We start from the raw sequence: 17,627 nt of genomic DNA, 5'->3' as shown, positions 1-17,627 counted from the left end.
GGCTTCGTGGTGCAATGTGTCGTAGGTCGTTGTGGACACAGCGCACCGCTACCCATGCCGCTGCGCGGTGGTGCACGCTTAAGCGGCGCGCGTAGGCCTTCTCTTCAACGCCGTCTGCTCGATTACCCGCGCGAGTGTGTCGAACGCCGGACCGATCTTTTCGTTCGCCACGCAGGCGTATCCCAGCAATAGTCCGCGCCGTGCGGACGTCTCGCTGCTGTAGTAGGCCGTGAGCGGCCGCACGATCACGCCGGCGTCGTAGGCCGCGGCAGTTACCGCGCGATCATTCGCGTGATCTGGCAGGCCTAGCACCAGATGCAATCCCGCTTCGTCGCCCATTACCGCGAGTTCGTTGCCGAAACGCGTTGTGATCGCGTCGATCAGAATCTGCCGGCGCTCGCCGTAGAGTGCTCGCATACGGCGAACGTGCGAGGTGAGATGGCCGTCCATGATGAAGTCGGTCATCACCGCTTGCTGCATCAATTGTCCTTCGCGATACAGTTCGGCCACGCCCGTACGGAACGTATCCACCAGATGCTCAGGCGCGATCATGTAGCCGATCCGCAAGCCGGGAAACAGCATCTTCCCCAGGCTGCCAACGTAGATGACCTGGCCGGCGTCGTCGAGTCCTTGCAACGATGCCAGCGGACGGCTGCCGTAGCGGAACTCGCTGTCGTAGTCGTCCTCAATAATCCAGACGTTGTGCTGGCGCGCGTACTCGAGCAGCGTGCGGCGGCGCGCGAGACTCATCACCATGCCGAGTGGATATTGATGCGATGGCGTGACGAGCGCCAATCGCGGCGGTTGCTGCATATCCTGTTCGCGCGGATTGAGGCCTTCGTCGTCTACCGGCACAGGCACCAATGTGATCCCCGACGATTGCAGTACGCTGCGCGCGCCCCAATAGCACGGCTCTTCCACCCATGCGCGATCGCCGACGTCAGTCAATAAACGCACCGCCAGATCGATCGACTGATGAATGCCCGTCGTGATGATGATCTGATCGGGGGTGCAATTCACCGAGCGCGCGACGCGCAGGTAATCGGACAATGCGCGCCTTAACGGCCGATAACCGCCGCCGGGCGCGTAGGTCAGCAGATCGGGATTGGCCTCCTTCCACAGCCGCGCCTGCAAGCGGCTCCACGTGCGTGCCGGAAATTCGGCGACGTCGGGCACGCCCGGCATGAACGCTCCCCATTGTTTGGCGGAGACGCCTGCCTGATCGATGAGCCGGCGTCCGCGTGTGGAGAGGTCGCCGAGATCGCGCTTTGGCGGCTCCGGCGCCGTTTCCTCATGCTCGTCCACGCTGGCCATCGCCGGCTTCGTGCGCCCATTCATCGCCGCCGCATCTGGCCGCGTGTCCGCAACATAAGTGCCGCTGCCGGTGGTCGAGATTACGTAGCCTTCGGCAGTCAACTGATCGTAGACGTGCAGCACCGTATTGCGTGCGATACCCAGGTCTTCGGCGAGCGTGCGTGAACTCGGCAGCTTGGTGCCGGGCGGCAGTTGGCCGGTCAGGATGGCTTGCTGCATCAGCCGCAACGTTTGTCTGTAGACCGGTTCGGCGGCGGCTCGGTCGAGCCTCGCGGCAAGCCAATCCGACAAGATCACAGTGTCCAAGTGGTTCTATCCGGAATAATGAAATGGTTCCATATTGTAGAACCGTAAGGGACTATAGTGAGCCACGCAATTAATGCAATCCCGCTGTTTTGCAGAGGGAGCCAGCCGGACCGCAGAGGAGACGAGGGCATGAAAACCGATGACGTGATCGTCAGCTTCCGAGGTGTGCGCAAGACATACGACGGCGAAACGCTGGTCGTCAAACAGCTCGATCTGGATATCTACCAAGGCGAATTCCTGACGCTGCTCGGACCTTCGGGATCAGGGAAAACCACGTGTCTGATGATGCTGGCGGGTTTTGAATTTCCCACCGGCGGCGAGATCTGGCTCGACGGCACGCTGCTCAATACAGTGCCGCCGCATAAGCGCAACATCGGCATGGTGTTTCAGAACTACGCTTTATTTCCGCATTTGACGGTCGAGCAGAACGTCGCGTACCCGCTCACCGTACGCAAGGTCTCCGCTCAGGAGCGCGCCGAGCGCACGAATAATGCACTGAAGATGGTGCGCATGGAGAGCTTCGCGAAACGTTATCCGGCGCAGCTTTCCGGTGGTCAGCAGCAACGTATTGCATTGGCGCGGGCGCTGGTGTTCGAGCCGAAGCTCGTGCTGATGGACGAGCCGCTCGGCGCACTCGACAAGCAGTTGCGCGAGCATATGCAGTACGAACTTAAATCACTGCACGAGAAGCTCGGCGTCACGTTCGTGTACGTCACGCATGACCAGGGCGAAGCGCTGACCATGTCCGACCGCGTCGCCGTGTTCGATAAAGGCATCGTGCAGCAACTCGATACTGTCGACCGTTTGTACGAATCGCCGTGCAATGAGTTCGTCGCGAACTTCATCGGCGATAGCAACAAGCTGCGCGGCACGATTGCGAACGTCGATGGAGAGTACTGCGAGTTTCATCTGATTGACGGCACGCGCCTCACGGGACGCAATATCGGCGGCGCGCGGGCGGGCACGCCGGCGGTTGCGTGCATCCGGCCTGAGCGGATGAAGCTCGCTAACCTGGTGGATGGTGCGTCACGACCGGGCGCCAATGCGCTAAGCGGCGAAGCGCGCGGGCTGATCTATTTTGGCGACCACGTACGTATGCGCTGTGGCCTACCGGAACAGGACGAGTGCTTCGTCAAGGTGCCGCTCGGCACCGATGCACTCGAAACCTTCGCGCCTGGTGCGCCGGTTGCACTGGAGTTTGCACCCGAACACCTGCGGGTTTTTGCAGGGGCGTGAAGGTGTTTGGCGCGTAACGATCGACAGAATTCGTTCGATGCAGATCGTTCTGCGCAGTGGGTTCAACGTAGTGAGTCAAATTCAGGCAGGTCGAGTTGGTTGAGTTGGCAGCACATAACAAGTCGCACCGTAGTTCGCTGAAGTTGAAAGCACACCACCAAAGGAGAGCAACACACCATGAGCAAGATCGGGAAATCGCGCTGCGCCATCGCTGTCGGTGCTGTGGCGCTCGCGCTGGGCGCCGCGCAGGTCAATGCAGCCGAACTGACGGTTGTCAACTTCGGCGGCGCGAATGGCGACGCGCAAAAGGTCGCATTCAACCAGCCGTTCGAAACGCAAACCAGCAACAAGGTGACCGCCGTCGAATATAACGGTGAGCAGGCCAAAGTGAAGGCGATGGTCGAAGCGAAGCACGTGAACTGGGATGTGGTGGAAGTCGAATCGGGCGACATCGGCCGTGGCTGCGACGAAGGGCTGTACGAGAAGCTCGACTGGTCGAAGATCGCCAAAAAATCGGATCTGATTCCGGAAGCGCCGCAAACCTGCGGCGTGGGTTTCTTCGTGTGGTCGACGGCACTCGCCTATAACGCCGACAAACTGAAAACCGCGCCGACGGGCTGGGCCGACTTCTGGGACGTGAAGAAATTCCCCGGCAAGCGTGCGATGCGCAAGGGCGCGCGCTACAACCTGGAATTTGCGCTGATGGCCGACGGCGTGCCGCCGAAGGATGTCTACAAGGTACTCGCCACCAAGGAAGGCCAGGACCGCGCGTTCAAGAAGCTCGACGAACTGAAGCCGAATATCCAGTGGTGGGAAGCCGGTGCGCAGCCGCCGCAATTCCTCGTCGCGGGTGACGTGGTGATGTCGACCGCCTATAACGGCCGCATCGACGCCGCGCAGAAGGAAGGCAAGAACCTCAAGGTGGTCTGGAACGGCAGCATCTACGACCTCGACTATTGGGCGATTCCGAAGGGCACGCCGAACAAGGCGCTGGCCGAGAAGTACATTGCGTATTCGCTTTCGTCGAAGCCGCAACAGGACTACGCGCATAACATTGCGTACGGTCCCGTGAATGTGGCGGCAATCAAGGCACTCGATGCGAAGACGCTTGCCAATCTGCCGAACTCGCCGGCTAACGGCAAGAACGCGGTGCTGCAGAATCTTGCGTTCTGGACCGACCATGGTGATGAGCTGGAGCAACGGTTCTCGTCGTGGGCTTCGAAGTAACTAGTTGGGTGTGAGAAGGCGCGGCTTTCTTTACCGAAGCCGCGCCGTATCGATGCCATGAAGCGTAAGCGTAGGTCTTCGCGGTGTGCGCGAACGGCCGGATGTGAGGGAGACGGGTGTGACCACGATGACAATCGCCGCCGATTCAACGCCTGAGTCGAGTGTTCGGCTCAAGCGCGAACTGAAGGCCGCGGAAGCGAAGAAGCGCGCGATGGCGCTGTTGCTGATTGCCCCGCTCGCCATTTTTCTGCTGCTGATTTTCGTTGTACCGATCGGTGCGCTGTTGACGCGCGCCGCGCAGAATCCGGAAGTGGTTGGCGCCTTGCCGCATACGCTGAATGCATTGCGCGGTTGGGATCGCAAGACACCGCCTCCCGATGCAGCGTATGCCGCCCTGGCTGTGGACCTCGCCGCGGTCGCCGATAGCGACGGCATGGGCGCGCTGGCACGCCGCCTGAACGTCGAAATTCCCGGCTACCGCTCGCTGGTGGCGAAATCGGCGCGCGCGATGCCGTTCGTCGACGACAACAGCAAGCCATTGAATCTCACGCCTGCCCAGGTTCACGCGAAGTTCGTCGAACTCGACGAGCGCTGGAATGACGTTGCCTATTGGCAGGCGATTGCAAAGAATTCAGGCGCGTATTCGCCGTTCTATCTGCTGGCTTCACTGGATCATAAGCAGGACGCGTTCGGCCACATTATTCCGACCGATCCAGATCAACAGATTTATCTCGCTGTGTTTCAGCGCACGTTTGTGATTGGCGCCGCCGTGACTTTTTTCGCGTTGCTGCTCGGCTATCCGCTTGCGTACTGGATCTCGACGCTATCGGATCGTCGTGCGAATCTGGTGATGATTCTCGTGCTGATTCCGTTCTGGACATCGATCCTCGTGCGTGTTGCCGCATGGATCGTGATTCTGCAAAGCGAAGGGCTGGTGAACAAGGCGTTGATCGCGAGCGGGCTGTTACATGATCCGTTGTCGCTGCTGTTCAACCGCACCGGCGTGTACATCTCGATGACGCACATTTTGCTGCCGTTCATGATCCTGCCGCTGTACAGCGTGATGAAGTCGATTCCGCCGACGTATCAGCGTGCCGCGATCTCGCTCGGCAGCCATCCGTTTGCCGCGTTCTGGCGCGTGTATGTGCCGCAGACCTATCCGGGTATCGGCGCGGGCGCACTGCTCGTATTCATTCTGGCGATCGGCTACTACATCACGCCGGCATTGCTCGGCGGTCCGGGCGATCAGATGGTCAGCTATTACGTCGCGTACTTCACCAACGTGACGATCAATTGGGGCATGGCGTGTGCGCTCGGTGGTTTGCTGCTTGCCGCGACGCTCGTGCTGTACGTCATCTACGGGCGCTTTACGCGTTCGTCCTTGAGTCTCGGCTGATTGGCTGAACGGAGCCTACTCGCGATGAAACTTGCCAAACCCTTGTTCGCACCGCATACGTCCTTGGTTGAACGCGTGTGGTACTTCGCGTTGCGCGCGCTTGCCGTGCTGACGCTGCTGTATCTGATTTTGCCGGTGCTGGCGATTGTGCCGCTATCGTTTTCGTCGAGCACGTTTCTGGTATATCCGATTCCGGGTTGGTCGCTGCGCTGGTATCAAAACCTGATCGCGTCCGATGAATGGCGCATGGCAGCGAAGAATAGTTTTATCGTGGCACCGTCGGCCACAGTGGTTGCGACCGTGCTCGGCACTTTGGCTGCGATCGGCTTGACCAAGGCGAACTTTCGCGGCAAAGCGCTGCTGATGGCGATCCTGATTTCGCCGATGATCGTGCCGGTGGTGGTGGTCGGCGTCGGTATGTATCTGTTCTTTGCGCCGCTGGGGCTGGCCAACACGTATATCGGGCTGATTCTCGCGCATGCGTCGCTCGGTGTGCCGTTTGTGGTGACAACTGTGGCGGCGACGTTGCAGGGTTTCAACTACAACCTGGTGCGCGCGAGTTTGTCGCTGGGTGCCAATCCGGTTAAGACGTTTTTTCGCATCACGTTGCCGGTGATTGCACCGGGTGTGATTTCGGGCGCGCTGTTTGCATTCGCGACTTCCTTTGACGAGGTGGTGGTGACTCTGTTTCTAGCCGGCGCCGATCAGACGACGCTGCCGCGGCAAATGTTCACCGGTATTCGCGAGAACATCAGCCCGACGATTGCCGCACTGGCGACGATTTTGATTGTGTTTTCGACTTGCCTGTTGCTGGCGCTGGAGTGGTTGCGGGGGAGGAATGCAGCGCGGGCGGTAAAGGCGTGAGTGGAGAGGCGATGCCTCGTCGTCGTCGCGAAGTAAGGCGCTGCGAGGCTGATTGGATTGACCGACTCACACTATAGCCACACGCCGCAGGTTCGACGCGCTGTTGCTCTACGGGGCAGACCCCGCATTGTGGCGATATTCTGGCTCGCGTAAATGTCCCGATTGTTCTTCGACACTGAGCTTTTCCTAAAAGCCTCAATTTTCTGATGTCATTCTAAGAATTTTCCCATTCCCTGCGTATCTGCGTCTGCTCATACTCAGAACCATCCTAAAGAAGATGCGTCTGACGCAGAAATCCAATGAAACTCCAATTAACGCTCCTTGCGTGTGCGCTAGCCTTGTCAGGTTGCGCGGACCATGCCGCGCGTGAGCGGCTCGGCATTGAAGATGCCACTGTGCTAAGAACCGGCATCGGCGCCTCGCAGGACGAGGCCGCAGGCGCCGCCAACAGGCAATGGATCGACACCTACGCGCCGATCGTCAGCAGCCGCACCGCACTGGCATCGTTGCAAGGGCGGCTCAATCAATTGCCTGGTGACAAAGACAATTATTTCCACGCGAAGGCGCAGTGCTGGTTAGACGCTGGCGAACAGGCTCGGCAAGCTAACGATCACTGGGGCTTCGTCGAAGAGGCAATCGGACAGGCAGCAATGATTACGATGAGCCTCGAAAACGGCACGCCGTTATCTGCAGCCAATCCGGCGTTGCGAACCGTGTCGATGGTGCGTCCTGATCTGTGGAAGATCGTCAATACCATCAAGTCTGACCCCGCGGTTGCCCAATGCCCGCAGGCGCAGCAACCCTTGGCCTGTGCCGAAGTCGAACTCATGCAAGCTGGGCATGACGCATGGACGCGGAGTTTCTCAAGCGCTGAACAGCGCTTACCGGCGGTTCAGGACAACCTGCGGAAATCAGCGGAAACGGCGCTGCAATGTTCGCAAGCGAAACACACGGTGGTACCTGCGGCGCAAGCACCGCAAAAAATTACGCTACGAGCCGACTCGCTGTTCAGTTTCAACGGTGGTGATGAGGGGGCGATTCTGCCGGCCGGGAAACGCCATCTTGACGACGTCGTGACAGGTCTTAAGAAGGTTCCCGCGATACGCGAGTTGAAGATCACCGGCTACGCCGATCGCCTCGGCAGCGATGCTTACAATCAGAGCCTCTCTTTGCAGCGTGCACAGACAGTCCGGCAGTATCTAGGCAATCACGGCGTAACCTTGCCGATAACGGTACAGGGTCAAGGCAGCGCGAATCAACTGGTCACCTGTCGTCAAACGAAGCGCGACGAGCTGGTGCAATGCCTTGCGCCCAACCGGCGTGTCGAGATCGAGTTCGTGCTCGGGGCTTCCTAGCTTGCCGGCGCGTTAAGGGTGACCTTCGGCGTGGCCGAGTGCCGATGCCGTGCAGCTGCTCGATATTCTGGCTAGCCCGTTTTGTATCACGGCTCTGCTACGAGCCCCTTAACTCGATCTCCTGCAGTCTCGCGCCGTGAGGCGGGGACATGGTGTGCATTTTTCTCAATAGATTCGGCCTCTTTGGCTTACCGGCGGTGAGCATCCACGTGGCAAGAGAATAGTTTCATAAGGAATACTACAAATGTCTAAAATTCTGGTTATCGACGATCACCCTGCATTTCGGCTGGTCATGAAGATGCAACTCATGCAACTGCTTGGCGTTGAAGAAGTCATCGAAGCCGACAACGGCCAAACCGCTGTGGAAATGGCCCGGCAACACACACCGGAACTCGCGATCCTCGATCTCGATATCCCACGCATCAGTGGGCTCGATGTCATTCCGCGTCTCAAGCTGGCTCATTCGGCGATGCGCGTGCTGGTGCTATCGGGGCAGGACCCGGCTACGTTCGCACCGCGGGCGATGCGTTCGGGTGTACATGGTTTCGTCGCCAAGTCGCAAGAGATGAAAGAGATCATGCGCGGTGTCGAGGCTGTGTTGGCCGGCTATACGGTGTTTCCCGTGACGGCCAGTGGATCCGGTATCGCACCGTCCGCCAACGCAGCAAATGAAGAAGACAGATTGACGCGGCTGTCCGACAAGGAACTCGTGATTTTGCAGATGCTTTCGAAAGGCATGTCGAACAAGGCGATTGGTGACGCGCTGTTCATGAGTGACAAGACGGTGAGCACGTACAAGAGCCGCATCCAGGAAAAGCTTGGGCTGTCGTCATTGGCTGCGCTGATTGAGTTTGCAACGTTGCACAGACTAATCGACTGAGTGTTGTGGGCTATGAATAAAATGGGCCTGCCTGGTTCTTCAATGGGCGCGCGTCGTCGTGTGCCGCGCTCCCTTTACAATTTTTCTCACGGTTTCTCTTACAACGGCGGCCTGACTTCGATCCGTTTCGCGACGGTGTTGGGGTGCCTTTTTGCATTTGCGTTGCTGTGCATGCTTTCGATACGCGCCAATGCGACACCGTTAGTCGACGGCGCACCGCATGCGCTGCACGTTGACGAATCGCGTGCGCTCGCAATGCTGGCTGCACGCGACGCAGTGGAACAACTCGAGCAGTCGGCCCACGATCTTCATCCGCGTGGGGAGACCGCTGCTAGCGCGTCTCTTGCGCCTCCTTCTAGTGATAACCGCAATGCGCTCAACCAACCGGCGGCAGGCGCACGTGATGCCGCGATCGAGCGACAAACGTGGCTTTTTGCGCTCGCGGCGCCGGCAGTCGTTGCGTTGGCTGGTGCATGTCTGTCCCGCGCTGCGCTAAGGCGTGCTGCTGAGAAACAGCACCACGCCGAAAATGAATGGACGCGCAGGTGTGATGCCGCTGAAGCGCGCGCGCAGGCCGCACGCGCCACGGCTTCTGCAGAGGCGAGCGCCGCCGCGAAGCAGGAGCGGCTCTGGTTGCTCGGGGCGATCCGCCTTTACGCGGAAGCGCCGTTGATTGCAGTGACGCGTCTGCTTGAATCGTTCGAAACGACGGCCGCGCCTTCGGCTCAACGCACTCAGATGCCGGTGATTCAATCTGCGGTGCGCACATGGAAGCAAACGCTTCATGACGTGTTGGATGTTTCGCCGCTTTCGTCGCGCACTTTCGTTCTCGACGAAAGCGCGACGAATGTGCGGGACCTCGTCGACGGCGTCATTGCGCTGTTGTCGCCGTCTGCGGCTCAGCGAGGCTTGCGCCTGAGCTCGAGCATCGATCAAACAGTCGCTGAGCGGATTCTCGCCGATAGCGCCCGGCTTGGTCAGATCTTCTTCCATCTACTAAACCGCACGATCCAAGCCGGCACGCATGGAGAGATTGCACTCGTCGTGCGGGCGGTGCCGTTGAATGCCGGCTCGCAGCGGATTGATATCAGCGTGACAGGTACCGGTGAAAAAGCCGCGCGTGCCGCACAACTGCAACTTTTCGGAACGAACGTTGATGAGGCGTGCGCAGGAGAGCGCCTTGGCGACTCTGATCCTTGCGAGCTGCTCTGCCAGATTCTTGCGCAGCGTATGCACGGTGAGCTTTCCATCACAAGCAGGTCGGATTCCGGCACATGCGCGAGCTTCAGTGCGCCGTTTGCTGTTGACCAATGGGGGCCGTCTGCAGAACCGGCTCGTCATGCGCAGGCGCCTTTGTTCGCCCTTGCCGCGCAGTCGCAGGAAGCTGCCGCGATTGCTCCATCTGAACCCTTCGAACAACGCTATCTCGATGCGCTGTCCGAAGAAGGTATCGATATTCCCACATTCCTGAGCGGTTGGCGCCATTCGATGGACGACGACCTGAAGCGTCTGAGTGAAATGAGGCACCACCGCGATCATGATGAACAGGGCACCTTGCTGCACAGATTGAGCGGAGCCGTGGGTCTCGTTGGTGCGCACAGTCTGATGGAAGCGCTGCGTCGCGCCAGCGCCGCGTCACAGGAACACGAGGCCGGTGCAATCGACGCGCTCACGGAGCGTGCCCGGACCTTGATCGCGCAATTAGACACAGAGATCGTCCCACCCCGGAGCACCCTACGATGAACCGACCGCTGGCCTTGATCGAAGGCGATCTGGCGATTCCGAAGCCGCGGCCCTTCGACGGCTTGCCGCCGCCGTTTGGCTCGCGACGACGTGCGGCGTGGGACGCAGCGCAGCGCGGACCTCAGCTCGCAGCACGAACCGTAGCGCAACAGGCGATTCAGGACGCTGTGCAACGCAAGCCGCAACCCGCGCGGACGAGTCCATTTCCTCCGGGCGTGAGGCACGTTCTGTTTTACAAGGCGCCCCCGCAACGCTCGGATGCCCATCGTTTCGATGCGGAGATGGCTGAAGCGAAGCGTTATCTTGAGATGGGCAAAGTCCGTCCGCGGTCGTCGCGCTCGGATTATGTTGCCGGGGCGACAATCTTCCTGGGTTGCGGCATTGCGCTGGCGTGGTTGCTGGTCACATGCACGACTCGGGACGCGGAGAAGGCGACAACGCTGGCCGTTACGCGGCCGGTTGTGTCTGCGGGGAGCAGCGCATCCGTTGACCATTCGCAAGAGCCGGTCAAGTTGGCCCAGTTGGCGGTTGAGGAGACTCAGACGGATGCGCAGAGCGTGCCTTTGCGCGCGAGCGCAGTGCCGACGGCATCCTCGCCAAGCTCCGTCGCGGCAGTGACGAAGCCTCCAAGCTCCGCGACGAGTTACGCAGCGGCAGAGGTCGCGCCTGCGCGTTCGGAGGCTCGTCATACGACGGTGAGTGTCGCGCTTGCGCCTTCCGGGCCAAACTATGCGGTGCCCACAGTGGCGTCGGCGAGCCACGCAAAGAACGACGACACCGCTCCGAAGGTCGCGCTTCGGAGCGAACGCCGGGAGCTGTCGCAGCGCGCCTTGCAGCAGCCCACCGCGCGAGCGTCTACCCGCGAAGCTGGGACAAGTCGTCCGGCAATAGTGGAGCGCAAAGTCGCCGTCGCACGCATGACTGAGGCGCATGTCGACGAGCGGCTCGCGTTAAGCAGCAAGGCTCGTCCGGCAACACGGCCCTCCGTATCGAAGCAACCTGAATGGACCGCGCGTGCATCCGCTGAAGGCGATACCTTCGATAAGGCCGCGTTGCTCAACTGGGCCGCCCAGCAGCGCGCACATGTCACCACGCGCGCGGCCGTGCCTGTACCTGCACCGGGCGATACCGACTGGAGCGCTCGCATGACCCAGCGCCGGATCACTGACAATCCCGGCGCGTTCCAGGCAGGCCGAGATCAGAAGTAAAAAACCATAAAAAAAGCCCGGCCAAAAGCCGGGCTTCTAAAGTCGGCTGCGTCCTCCACAGGACGCAGCCCCTGCAAAACAGCTCGCAGTTACTGCATGCGTAGTCGCTACGCTTAAGCAGCCAGCAGCGAACGCAGCACGAACGGCAGAATCCCGCCGTGCTTGTAGTAATCCACTTCGATCGGCGTATCGATACGCAGCAGAACCTGCACGCGTTTCTCCTTACCGTCCTTACCGCGAATCACCAGCGTCACTTCCTGTTGCGGCTTGAAGTCATTGCCCAGACCTTCGACGTCGAACGTTTCTTCGCCGGTAATACCCAGCGATTGCACGCTATCCGTTCCCTTGAACTGCAGCGGCAGCACGCCCATGCCGACCAGGTTCGAACGGTGAATCCGCTCGAAGCTGCGTGCGACCACAGCCTTCACGCCCAGCAGTTGCGTACCCTTCGCAGCCCAGTCACGCGACGAGCCCGTGCCGTACTCTTCGCCTGCGAACACGACGGTCGGCGTACCTGCGTCGATGTACTTCATCGCTGCGTCATAGATCGACTCCTGTTCGCCGCTCGGCTGATGAATCGTCAGGCCGCCTTCCACGCGCGTACCGTCTGCCTTCGCCGGGATCATCAGGTTCTTGATCCGGACGTTCGCGAACGTACCGCGCATCATCACGTCGTGGTTACCGCGGCGCGAACCGTAGCTGTTGAAGTCGGCCTTCTGCACGCCGTTTGCCTTCAGCCACTTGCCTGCCGGCGAGTCTTCCTTGATCGAGCCGGCCGGGCTGATGTGGTCGGTGGTAACCGAGTCACCGAAAATGCCCAGTGCGCGCGCGTTCTTGACGGCCGGGATGCTGTCAGCCGGCGTCATCGAGAAGTCATTGCCGAAGAACGGCGGCTCAGCGATGTAGGTCGACTTCGGCCAGTCGTAGACTTGACCTTCTTCGCCTTCAATCTTGCTCCACAGGTCGCCCTTCTTGGTGAGCTGCGAGTAGTTCTTGCGGAACGCGTCTGCGTCCAGCGCGAACTTGAGCAGCGCGTCGACTTCTTCGCTGGTCGGCCAAATGTCGCCCAGGTAGATGTCCTTGCCGCCCTTGCCCTTTCCGACCGGTTCGGTCATCAGGTCACGCGTGATGTTGCCGGCGATTGCGTAAGCGACCACCAGCGGCGGCGAAGCCAGGAAGTTGGCGCGGATGTTCGGGTGAATACGCGCTTCGAAGTTACGGTTGCCCGACAGAACCGCTGCCGCGACGATGTCGTTCTTCGTGATCGCTTCGTTCAGTTCCGGCGTCAAGTCGCCTGCGTTACCGATACAGGTCGTGCAACCGTAAGCGGCGAGCGTGAAACCGAGCTTGTCGAGGTACTTCAGCAGATCGGTCTTCGTCAGGTATTCCGTGACGATGCGCGATCCCGGCGCGAGCGAAGTCTTGATGTGCGGAGCGACCGTCAGACCCGCTTCGACAGCCTTCTTCGCCAGCAGACCAGCGGCCAGCAGCACGCTCGGGTTCGACGTGTTCGTGCACGACGTGATCGCGGCGATCAGGATGTCGCCGTTCTTCACGTCCACACCGTTGCTCGTCGTGTATTGCGCTTCGAGATCTTCCGACTTCTTCGCAAAGCCGTTTTCTGCCACCGGCTTCGAGAACAGATCGCTGAAGGTCGACTTCACGTGACCGATTTCAATACGGTCTTGCGGGCGCTTCGGACCTGCCAGCGACGGCGTGACGGTGCCGAGATCCAGCGTGACGACCTTGGTGTAGTCGATCTGGCCAGCCTTAGGAATACCGAACAGACCCTGCGCCTTGAAGTAGTTTTCGAAGGCGGAGATTTCTGCGTCGGTGCGGCCCGTGCCCTTGAAGTAGTCGATGGTTTTTTCGTCGACCGGGAAGAAGCCCATGGTTGCGCCGTATTCCGGTGCCATGTTGCCGATCGTTGCGCGATCCGGCAGCGACAGCGACTTCGTGCCTTCGCCGAAGAACTCGACGAACTTGCCGACAACCTTTTCCTTACGCAGCAGTTCGGTAACGGTCAGGACCAGGTCGGTCGCCGTCAGGCCTTCGCGCAGCTTGCCCTTCAGTTCGACGCCCACCACGTCCGGCGTCAGGAAGTACACCGGCTGGCCGAGCATGCCGGCTTCAGCTTCGATACCGCCCACGCCCCAGCCCACCACGCCGATACCGTTGATCATGGTGGTGTGGCTGTCCGTGCCGACCAGCGAGTCCGGGTAGTACACGGTGTCCGCGCCTTCGGCCTTCTTGTGCACGCCGCGTGCGAGGTATTCCAGGTTCACCTGGTGAACGATACCCACGCCCGGCGGGACGACCTTGAACGTGTCGAATGCCTGCATGCCCCACTTCATGAACTGGTAGCGCTCGTTATTGCGCTGGAATTCCAGTTTCATGTTCAGGTCGAGCGCGTTCTTTTCGCGGAAGTGATCGATCTGCACCGAGTGATCGACCACCAGATCGACCGGGACCAGCGGTTCGATCGACTTCGGGTTCTTGCCGACGCGTTGCGCAACACCGCGCATCGCAGCGATGTCGGCGAGCAGCGGCACGCCGGTAAAGTCTTGCAGCACGACGCGCGACACCACGAACGGGATTTCGTCGACGCGTGCAGCCGTCGGCTTCCAGTTCGCGAGTTGCTCGATGTGTTCTTCGGCGATCTTCTTGCCGTCGTAGTTACGCAGCACCGATTCCAGCACGATTCGGATCGAAACCGGCAGGCGGTCGATCTTGATGTTCAGTGCCTTGCCGAGTTGCGGCAGGGAGTAGAACTTGCCTTTGCCGGAACCGCTGTCGAATTCCTTGAGCGTTTTGTGGAGGTTGTGGGCCATGGTGTTTTCCTTGGTTTGATCGCGGAACTACAGTACTGAACTTGACTAGATGACGTACAGATCGACGTATTCATTGACCGGCATGGCTTCGAGCCTTGCCTGATCCAGCGACACGTCGAGAATCGCCAGTTGTTGCTTGACCGGAAAGCGGCGCGCGAGGTTGGTCTTGAACTTCTCGACCAGCAACGGAATCCCGTCTTCGCGACGACGCTTATGACCGATCGGGTATTCGACTACAACTTCGTCGAACGTCGACCCGTCGTTGAATTCGATCGTCAGTGCATTGGCGATCGAACGCTTCTCCGGGTCGTGGTAATCCTTCGTGAACTGCGCGTCTTCGACACATTCCATCTTCGCGCGCAGTACATCGATGCGCGCGTCCTGCGCGATCGAATCTTCATAATCCGCGGCCGTCAGGCGGCCGAAGATCAACGGCACGGCGATCATGTACTGGATGCAATGATCGCGGTCGGCCGGGTTGTTCAGGGGGCCTTTCTTGTCGATGATGCGGATCGCGGCTTCATGGGTACGGATCGTGATCTTCCGGATGTCTTCGACGCGCTTGCCGTTAGCGGCGAGTTGCGCATGCAATGTCATCGCCGCTTCCACCGCCGTTTGCGCGTGGAATTCAGCCGGGAACGAGATCTTGAACAGCACGTTTTCCATCACGTACGAACCGTACGGGCGCTGGAACTTGAACTCGTTGCCCTTGAAGAGGACATCGTAAAAGCCCCACGTCTTCGCGCTCAGCACCGACGGATAACCCATCTCGCCGGTCTTCGCGATCAGCGCGAGGCGCACGGCGCGCGACGTCGCATCGCCCGCGGCCCACGACTTGCGCGAGCCGGTATTGGGCGCATGGCGGTAGGTGCGCAGCGCATGCCCATCGACAAACGCCTGCGAAACCGCGTTGATCAACTCGTCGCGCGTCAAGCCGATCATCTGGCCGACCACCGCGGTCGAAGCCAGTTTCACCAGCAATACATGATCGAGCCCGACTTTGTTGAACGAGTTTTCGAGTGCGATACAGCCTTGAATTTCGTGCGCCTTGATCATGCCGATCAACACGTCTTTCATCGTCAGCGGCTGTTTGCCTGCTGCGATGGCACTGCGCGAGAGCCAGTCGGCCGTTGCCAGAATCCCGCCGAGGTTGTCCGACGGATGACCCCACTCAGCGGCCAGCCAAGTGTCGTTGAAGTCCAGCCAGCGGATCATCGCACCAATGTTGAAGGCGGCCTGAACCGGGTCCAGCTGGAACGACGTGCCCGGCACCTTCGCGCCGTTGGGGACGATCGTGCCCGGCACGATCGGTCCCATCAGCTTGGTGCAGGCCGGGTAGGTGAGCGCCTCGAGTCCGCAACCGAGCGTGTCGATCAGGCAGTTACGCGCGGTATCCAGCGCAAGCGTGCCGTTGATCGGGAAATCCAGCACGTAATCGACGATATCGACCAGGACGGAGTCCGGGGCGGGTCGCACGTTGGAAATCGGAGCGGACATCGGGGAGCTTTCCTGATGTAACGGATCAGTTGGTCTTGTTGATCGCGTTCGATTGCGTCGGAGCCGGTGCACCTTGGATCATCTCGGCCGTCTTGCATTCGTCGGCCAGACGCGAGCTGTCCTTATCCGAGAACAACATAGCCTTCGTCGGGATCACAACCAGGTCCATGCCCGATGCGGCGTCGTGGAAACGGTCTGCGCCCGTGGTGGTCGCTTCGCGCGGCAGATTGTAGTTTTTGTTCGCCCAGTGAACCGTGACGATCTGGTCACGCTTCATGTCGCCCTTCAGATCGAAGGCCAGACCTTCGTTGCACGACCACTTGACCGCACCGTCCGGCACCGGATCGACCTTCGCTTCCTTGGCCGGGTTGGCTTTGCGCTTGATCAGGCGTTTCGGTTGCGGGCGCTTCGGCACAGCCTTGGCAGCCGGCTTCGTGGTGGTGGTCGCCGTTTGCGCGGCGGCGTCAGTCGCGACGGTCAGCATCGTCGTGGACAGGGCGCCAATCACGGCGGCGATCATCAGTTTTTTCATGGAGAAAACCTTTCTATCTAGTTTCAGTTAAACAGTGCGCGGTTGGCCATCTGGAGAACCGCGAGGTTGAACTGCACGCGCTTCGAAAGCGCACAGCGACCGCTATTTTCTCCTATTTAGCGGCACGTACTTCAAATTCTCGGGACCAGTGTAATTCGCGCTCGGCCGGATGATCTTGTTGTCGATCCGTTGCTCGATGATGTGCGCGCTCCAGCCCGCTGTACGGGCGATCACGAACAGCGGCGTGAACATCGCCGTCGGCACGCCCATCATGTGATACGACACCGCGCTGAACCAGTCGAGATTCGGGAACATCTTCTTCGCGTCCGCCATCACGGTTTCCAGCCGCTCGGCGATGCTGAACAGCTTCAGGTTGCCCGCTTCCTTCGAGAGCTTCTTCGCGACTTCCTTGATGACCTTGTTGCGCGGGTCGGAGATCGTGTACACCGGGTGACCGAAACCGATCACCACTTCCTTGTTTTCCACGCGCCTGCGGATGTCCGCTTCGGCTTCGTCAGGCGTCTGGTAGCGCGACTGGATTTCGAACGCGACTTCGTTGGCGCCGCCGTGCTTCGGGCCGCGCAGCGCGCCGATCGCGCCGGTGATCGCCGAGTAAATGTCCGAGCCCGTGCCCGCGATCACGCGGCCAGTGAACGTCGAGGCGTTGAATTCATGTTCGGCGTACAGGTTCAGCGACACGTGCATCGCGTCGACCCACGCCTTCGACGGCTCCACGCCGTGCAGCAGGTGCAGGAAGTGGCCGCCGATCGAGTCGTCGTCGGTTTCGACTTCGATGCGCTTGCCGTTGTGCGAGTAGTGGTACCAGTACAGCAGCATCGAGCCGAGCGAGGCCATCAGCTTGTCGGCGATATCGCGCGCGCCCGCCAGGTTGTGATCGTCCTTCTCCGGCAGCACGGTGCCGAGCACCGAGACGCCGGTGCGCATCACGTCCATCGGGTGCGCGGCGGCCGGGATCCATTCCAGCGCGGCCTTGACGTTCGCGGGCAGGCCGCGCAGCGCCTTGAGCTTCGTCTTGTAGGCGCTCAGTTCGGCCTGGGTCGGCAGCTTTTCGTGGACCAGCAGATAGGCGATCTCTTCGAATTCGCAGGCGCCGGCGATGTCCAGAATGTCGTAGCCGCGGTAGTGCAGATCGTTGCCAGTCTTGCCGACCGTGCACAGCGCCGTGTTGCCCGCCGTCACGCCGGACAGGGCGACGGATTTCTTCGGTTTGAAGGCGC

The 17,627-nt window shown here is 60.3% G+C and carries 13 protein-coding genes; 8 read left to right on the top strand and 5 right to left on the bottom strand.

Translation table 11 applies throughout. The annotated features are described in order from the left end of the window. Positions 1–78: 78 nt before the first annotated feature. Positions 79–1,620: a MocR-like pyridoxine biosynthesis transcription factor PdxR gene (gene pdxR, locus BCY88_RS33255; protein ID WP_120348362.1), complete on the bottom strand. Its 1,542-nt coding sequence runs from the start codon at positions 1,618–1,620 to the stop codon at positions 79–81. Between the two features lie 129 nt (positions 1,621–1,749). Between pdxR and BCY88_RS33250 the strand changes: the two genes are divergently transcribed. The 8 genes from BCY88_RS33250 to BCY88_RS33215 all read left to right on the top strand — a co-directional run bounded on the left by BCY88_RS33250 (position 1,750) and on the right by BCY88_RS33215 (position 11,529). Next, positions 1,750–2,856: an ABC transporter ATP-binding protein gene (locus BCY88_RS33250; RefSeq protein WP_120348361.1), complete on the top strand. Its 1,107-nt coding sequence runs from the start codon at positions 1,750–1,752 to the stop codon at positions 2,854–2,856. A gap of 177 nt (positions 2,857–3,033) precedes the next feature. Continuing rightward, complete coding sequence (locus BCY88_RS33245; RefSeq protein WP_120348360.1) at positions 3,034–4,083, top strand: ABC transporter substrate-binding protein; 1,050 nt, start codon at positions 3,034–3,036, stop codon at positions 4,081–4,083. 127 nt (positions 4,084–4,210) lie between these two features. Then, on the top strand, positions 4,211–5,479 hold the full coding sequence (locus BCY88_RS33240; RefSeq protein WP_183081512.1) for an ABC transporter permease: 1,269 nt from the start codon (positions 4,211–4,213) through the stop codon (positions 5,477–5,479). Between the two features lie 24 nt (positions 5,480–5,503). Continuing rightward, positions 5,504–6,343: an ABC transporter permease gene (locus tag BCY88_RS33235; protein WP_120348358.1), complete on the top strand. Its 840-nt coding sequence runs from the start codon at positions 5,504–5,506 to the stop codon at positions 6,341–6,343. 299 nt (positions 6,344–6,642) lie between these two features. Further along, positions 6,643–7,698, top strand: coding sequence for an OmpA family protein (locus BCY88_RS33230; RefSeq protein ID WP_120348357.1), 1,056 nt, complete (start codon positions 6,643–6,645; stop codon positions 7,696–7,698). Positions 7,699–7,942: 244 nt separating this feature from the next. Next, the gene (locus BCY88_RS33225; RefSeq protein WP_120348356.1) at positions 7,943–8,578 is read left to right on the top strand and encodes a response regulator transcription factor; all 636 of its coding nucleotides are present in this window, start codon (positions 7,943–7,945) and stop codon (positions 8,576–8,578) included. 633 nt (positions 8,579–9,211) lie between these two features. Continuing rightward, positions 9,212–10,321, top strand: coding sequence for a sensor histidine kinase (locus tag BCY88_RS33220; RefSeq protein ID WP_259461597.1), 1,110 nt, complete (start codon positions 9,212–9,214; stop codon positions 10,319–10,321). After that, the gene (locus BCY88_RS33215) at positions 10,318–11,529 is read left to right on the top strand and encodes a hypothetical protein (protein ID WP_120348355.1); all 1,212 of its coding nucleotides are present in this window, start codon (positions 10,318–10,320) and stop codon (positions 11,527–11,529) included. Before BCY88_RS33220 ends, BCY88_RS33215 begins: the two co-directional genes overlap by 4 nt. Before the next feature lie 113 nt (positions 11,530–11,642). Here BCY88_RS33215 and acnA read toward each other — a convergent pair whose 3' ends face one another. The 4 genes from acnA to prpC all read right to left on the bottom strand — a co-directional run. Continuing rightward, on the bottom strand, positions 11,643–14,360 hold the full coding sequence (acnA, locus tag BCY88_RS33210; protein WP_120348354.1) for an aconitate hydratase AcnA: 2,718 nt from the start codon (positions 14,358–14,360) through the stop codon (positions 11,643–11,645). 45 nt (positions 14,361–14,405) lie between these two features. Next, positions 14,406–15,857 (bottom strand): bifunctional 2-methylcitrate dehydratase/aconitate hydratase, encoded by a 1,452-nt coding sequence (locus BCY88_RS33205; protein WP_120348353.1) that lies wholly within the window; start codon positions 15,855–15,857, stop codon positions 14,406–14,408. A 25-nt stretch (positions 15,858–15,882) separates the two neighbouring features. Next, positions 15,883–16,389, bottom strand: a complete 507-nt coding sequence (locus tag BCY88_RS33200) for a hypothetical protein (RefSeq protein WP_120348352.1) — start codon at positions 16,387–16,389, stop codon at positions 15,883–15,885. Positions 16,390–16,491: 102 nt separating this feature from the next. Beyond that, positions 16,492–17,627, bottom strand: a 1,136-nt coding sequence (prpC, locus tag BCY88_RS33195; protein WP_120348351.1) for a bifunctional 2-methylcitrate synthase/citrate synthase, incomplete at its 5' end; no start/stop codon positions are given.

Source organism: Paraburkholderia fungorum (assembly GCF_003610895.1).
Lineage (GTDB): Bacteria > Pseudomonadota > Gammaproteobacteria > Burkholderiales > Burkholderiaceae > Paraburkholderia > Paraburkholderia fungorum_B.
This window is presented reverse-complemented; position numbering and strand designations above follow the sequence as displayed.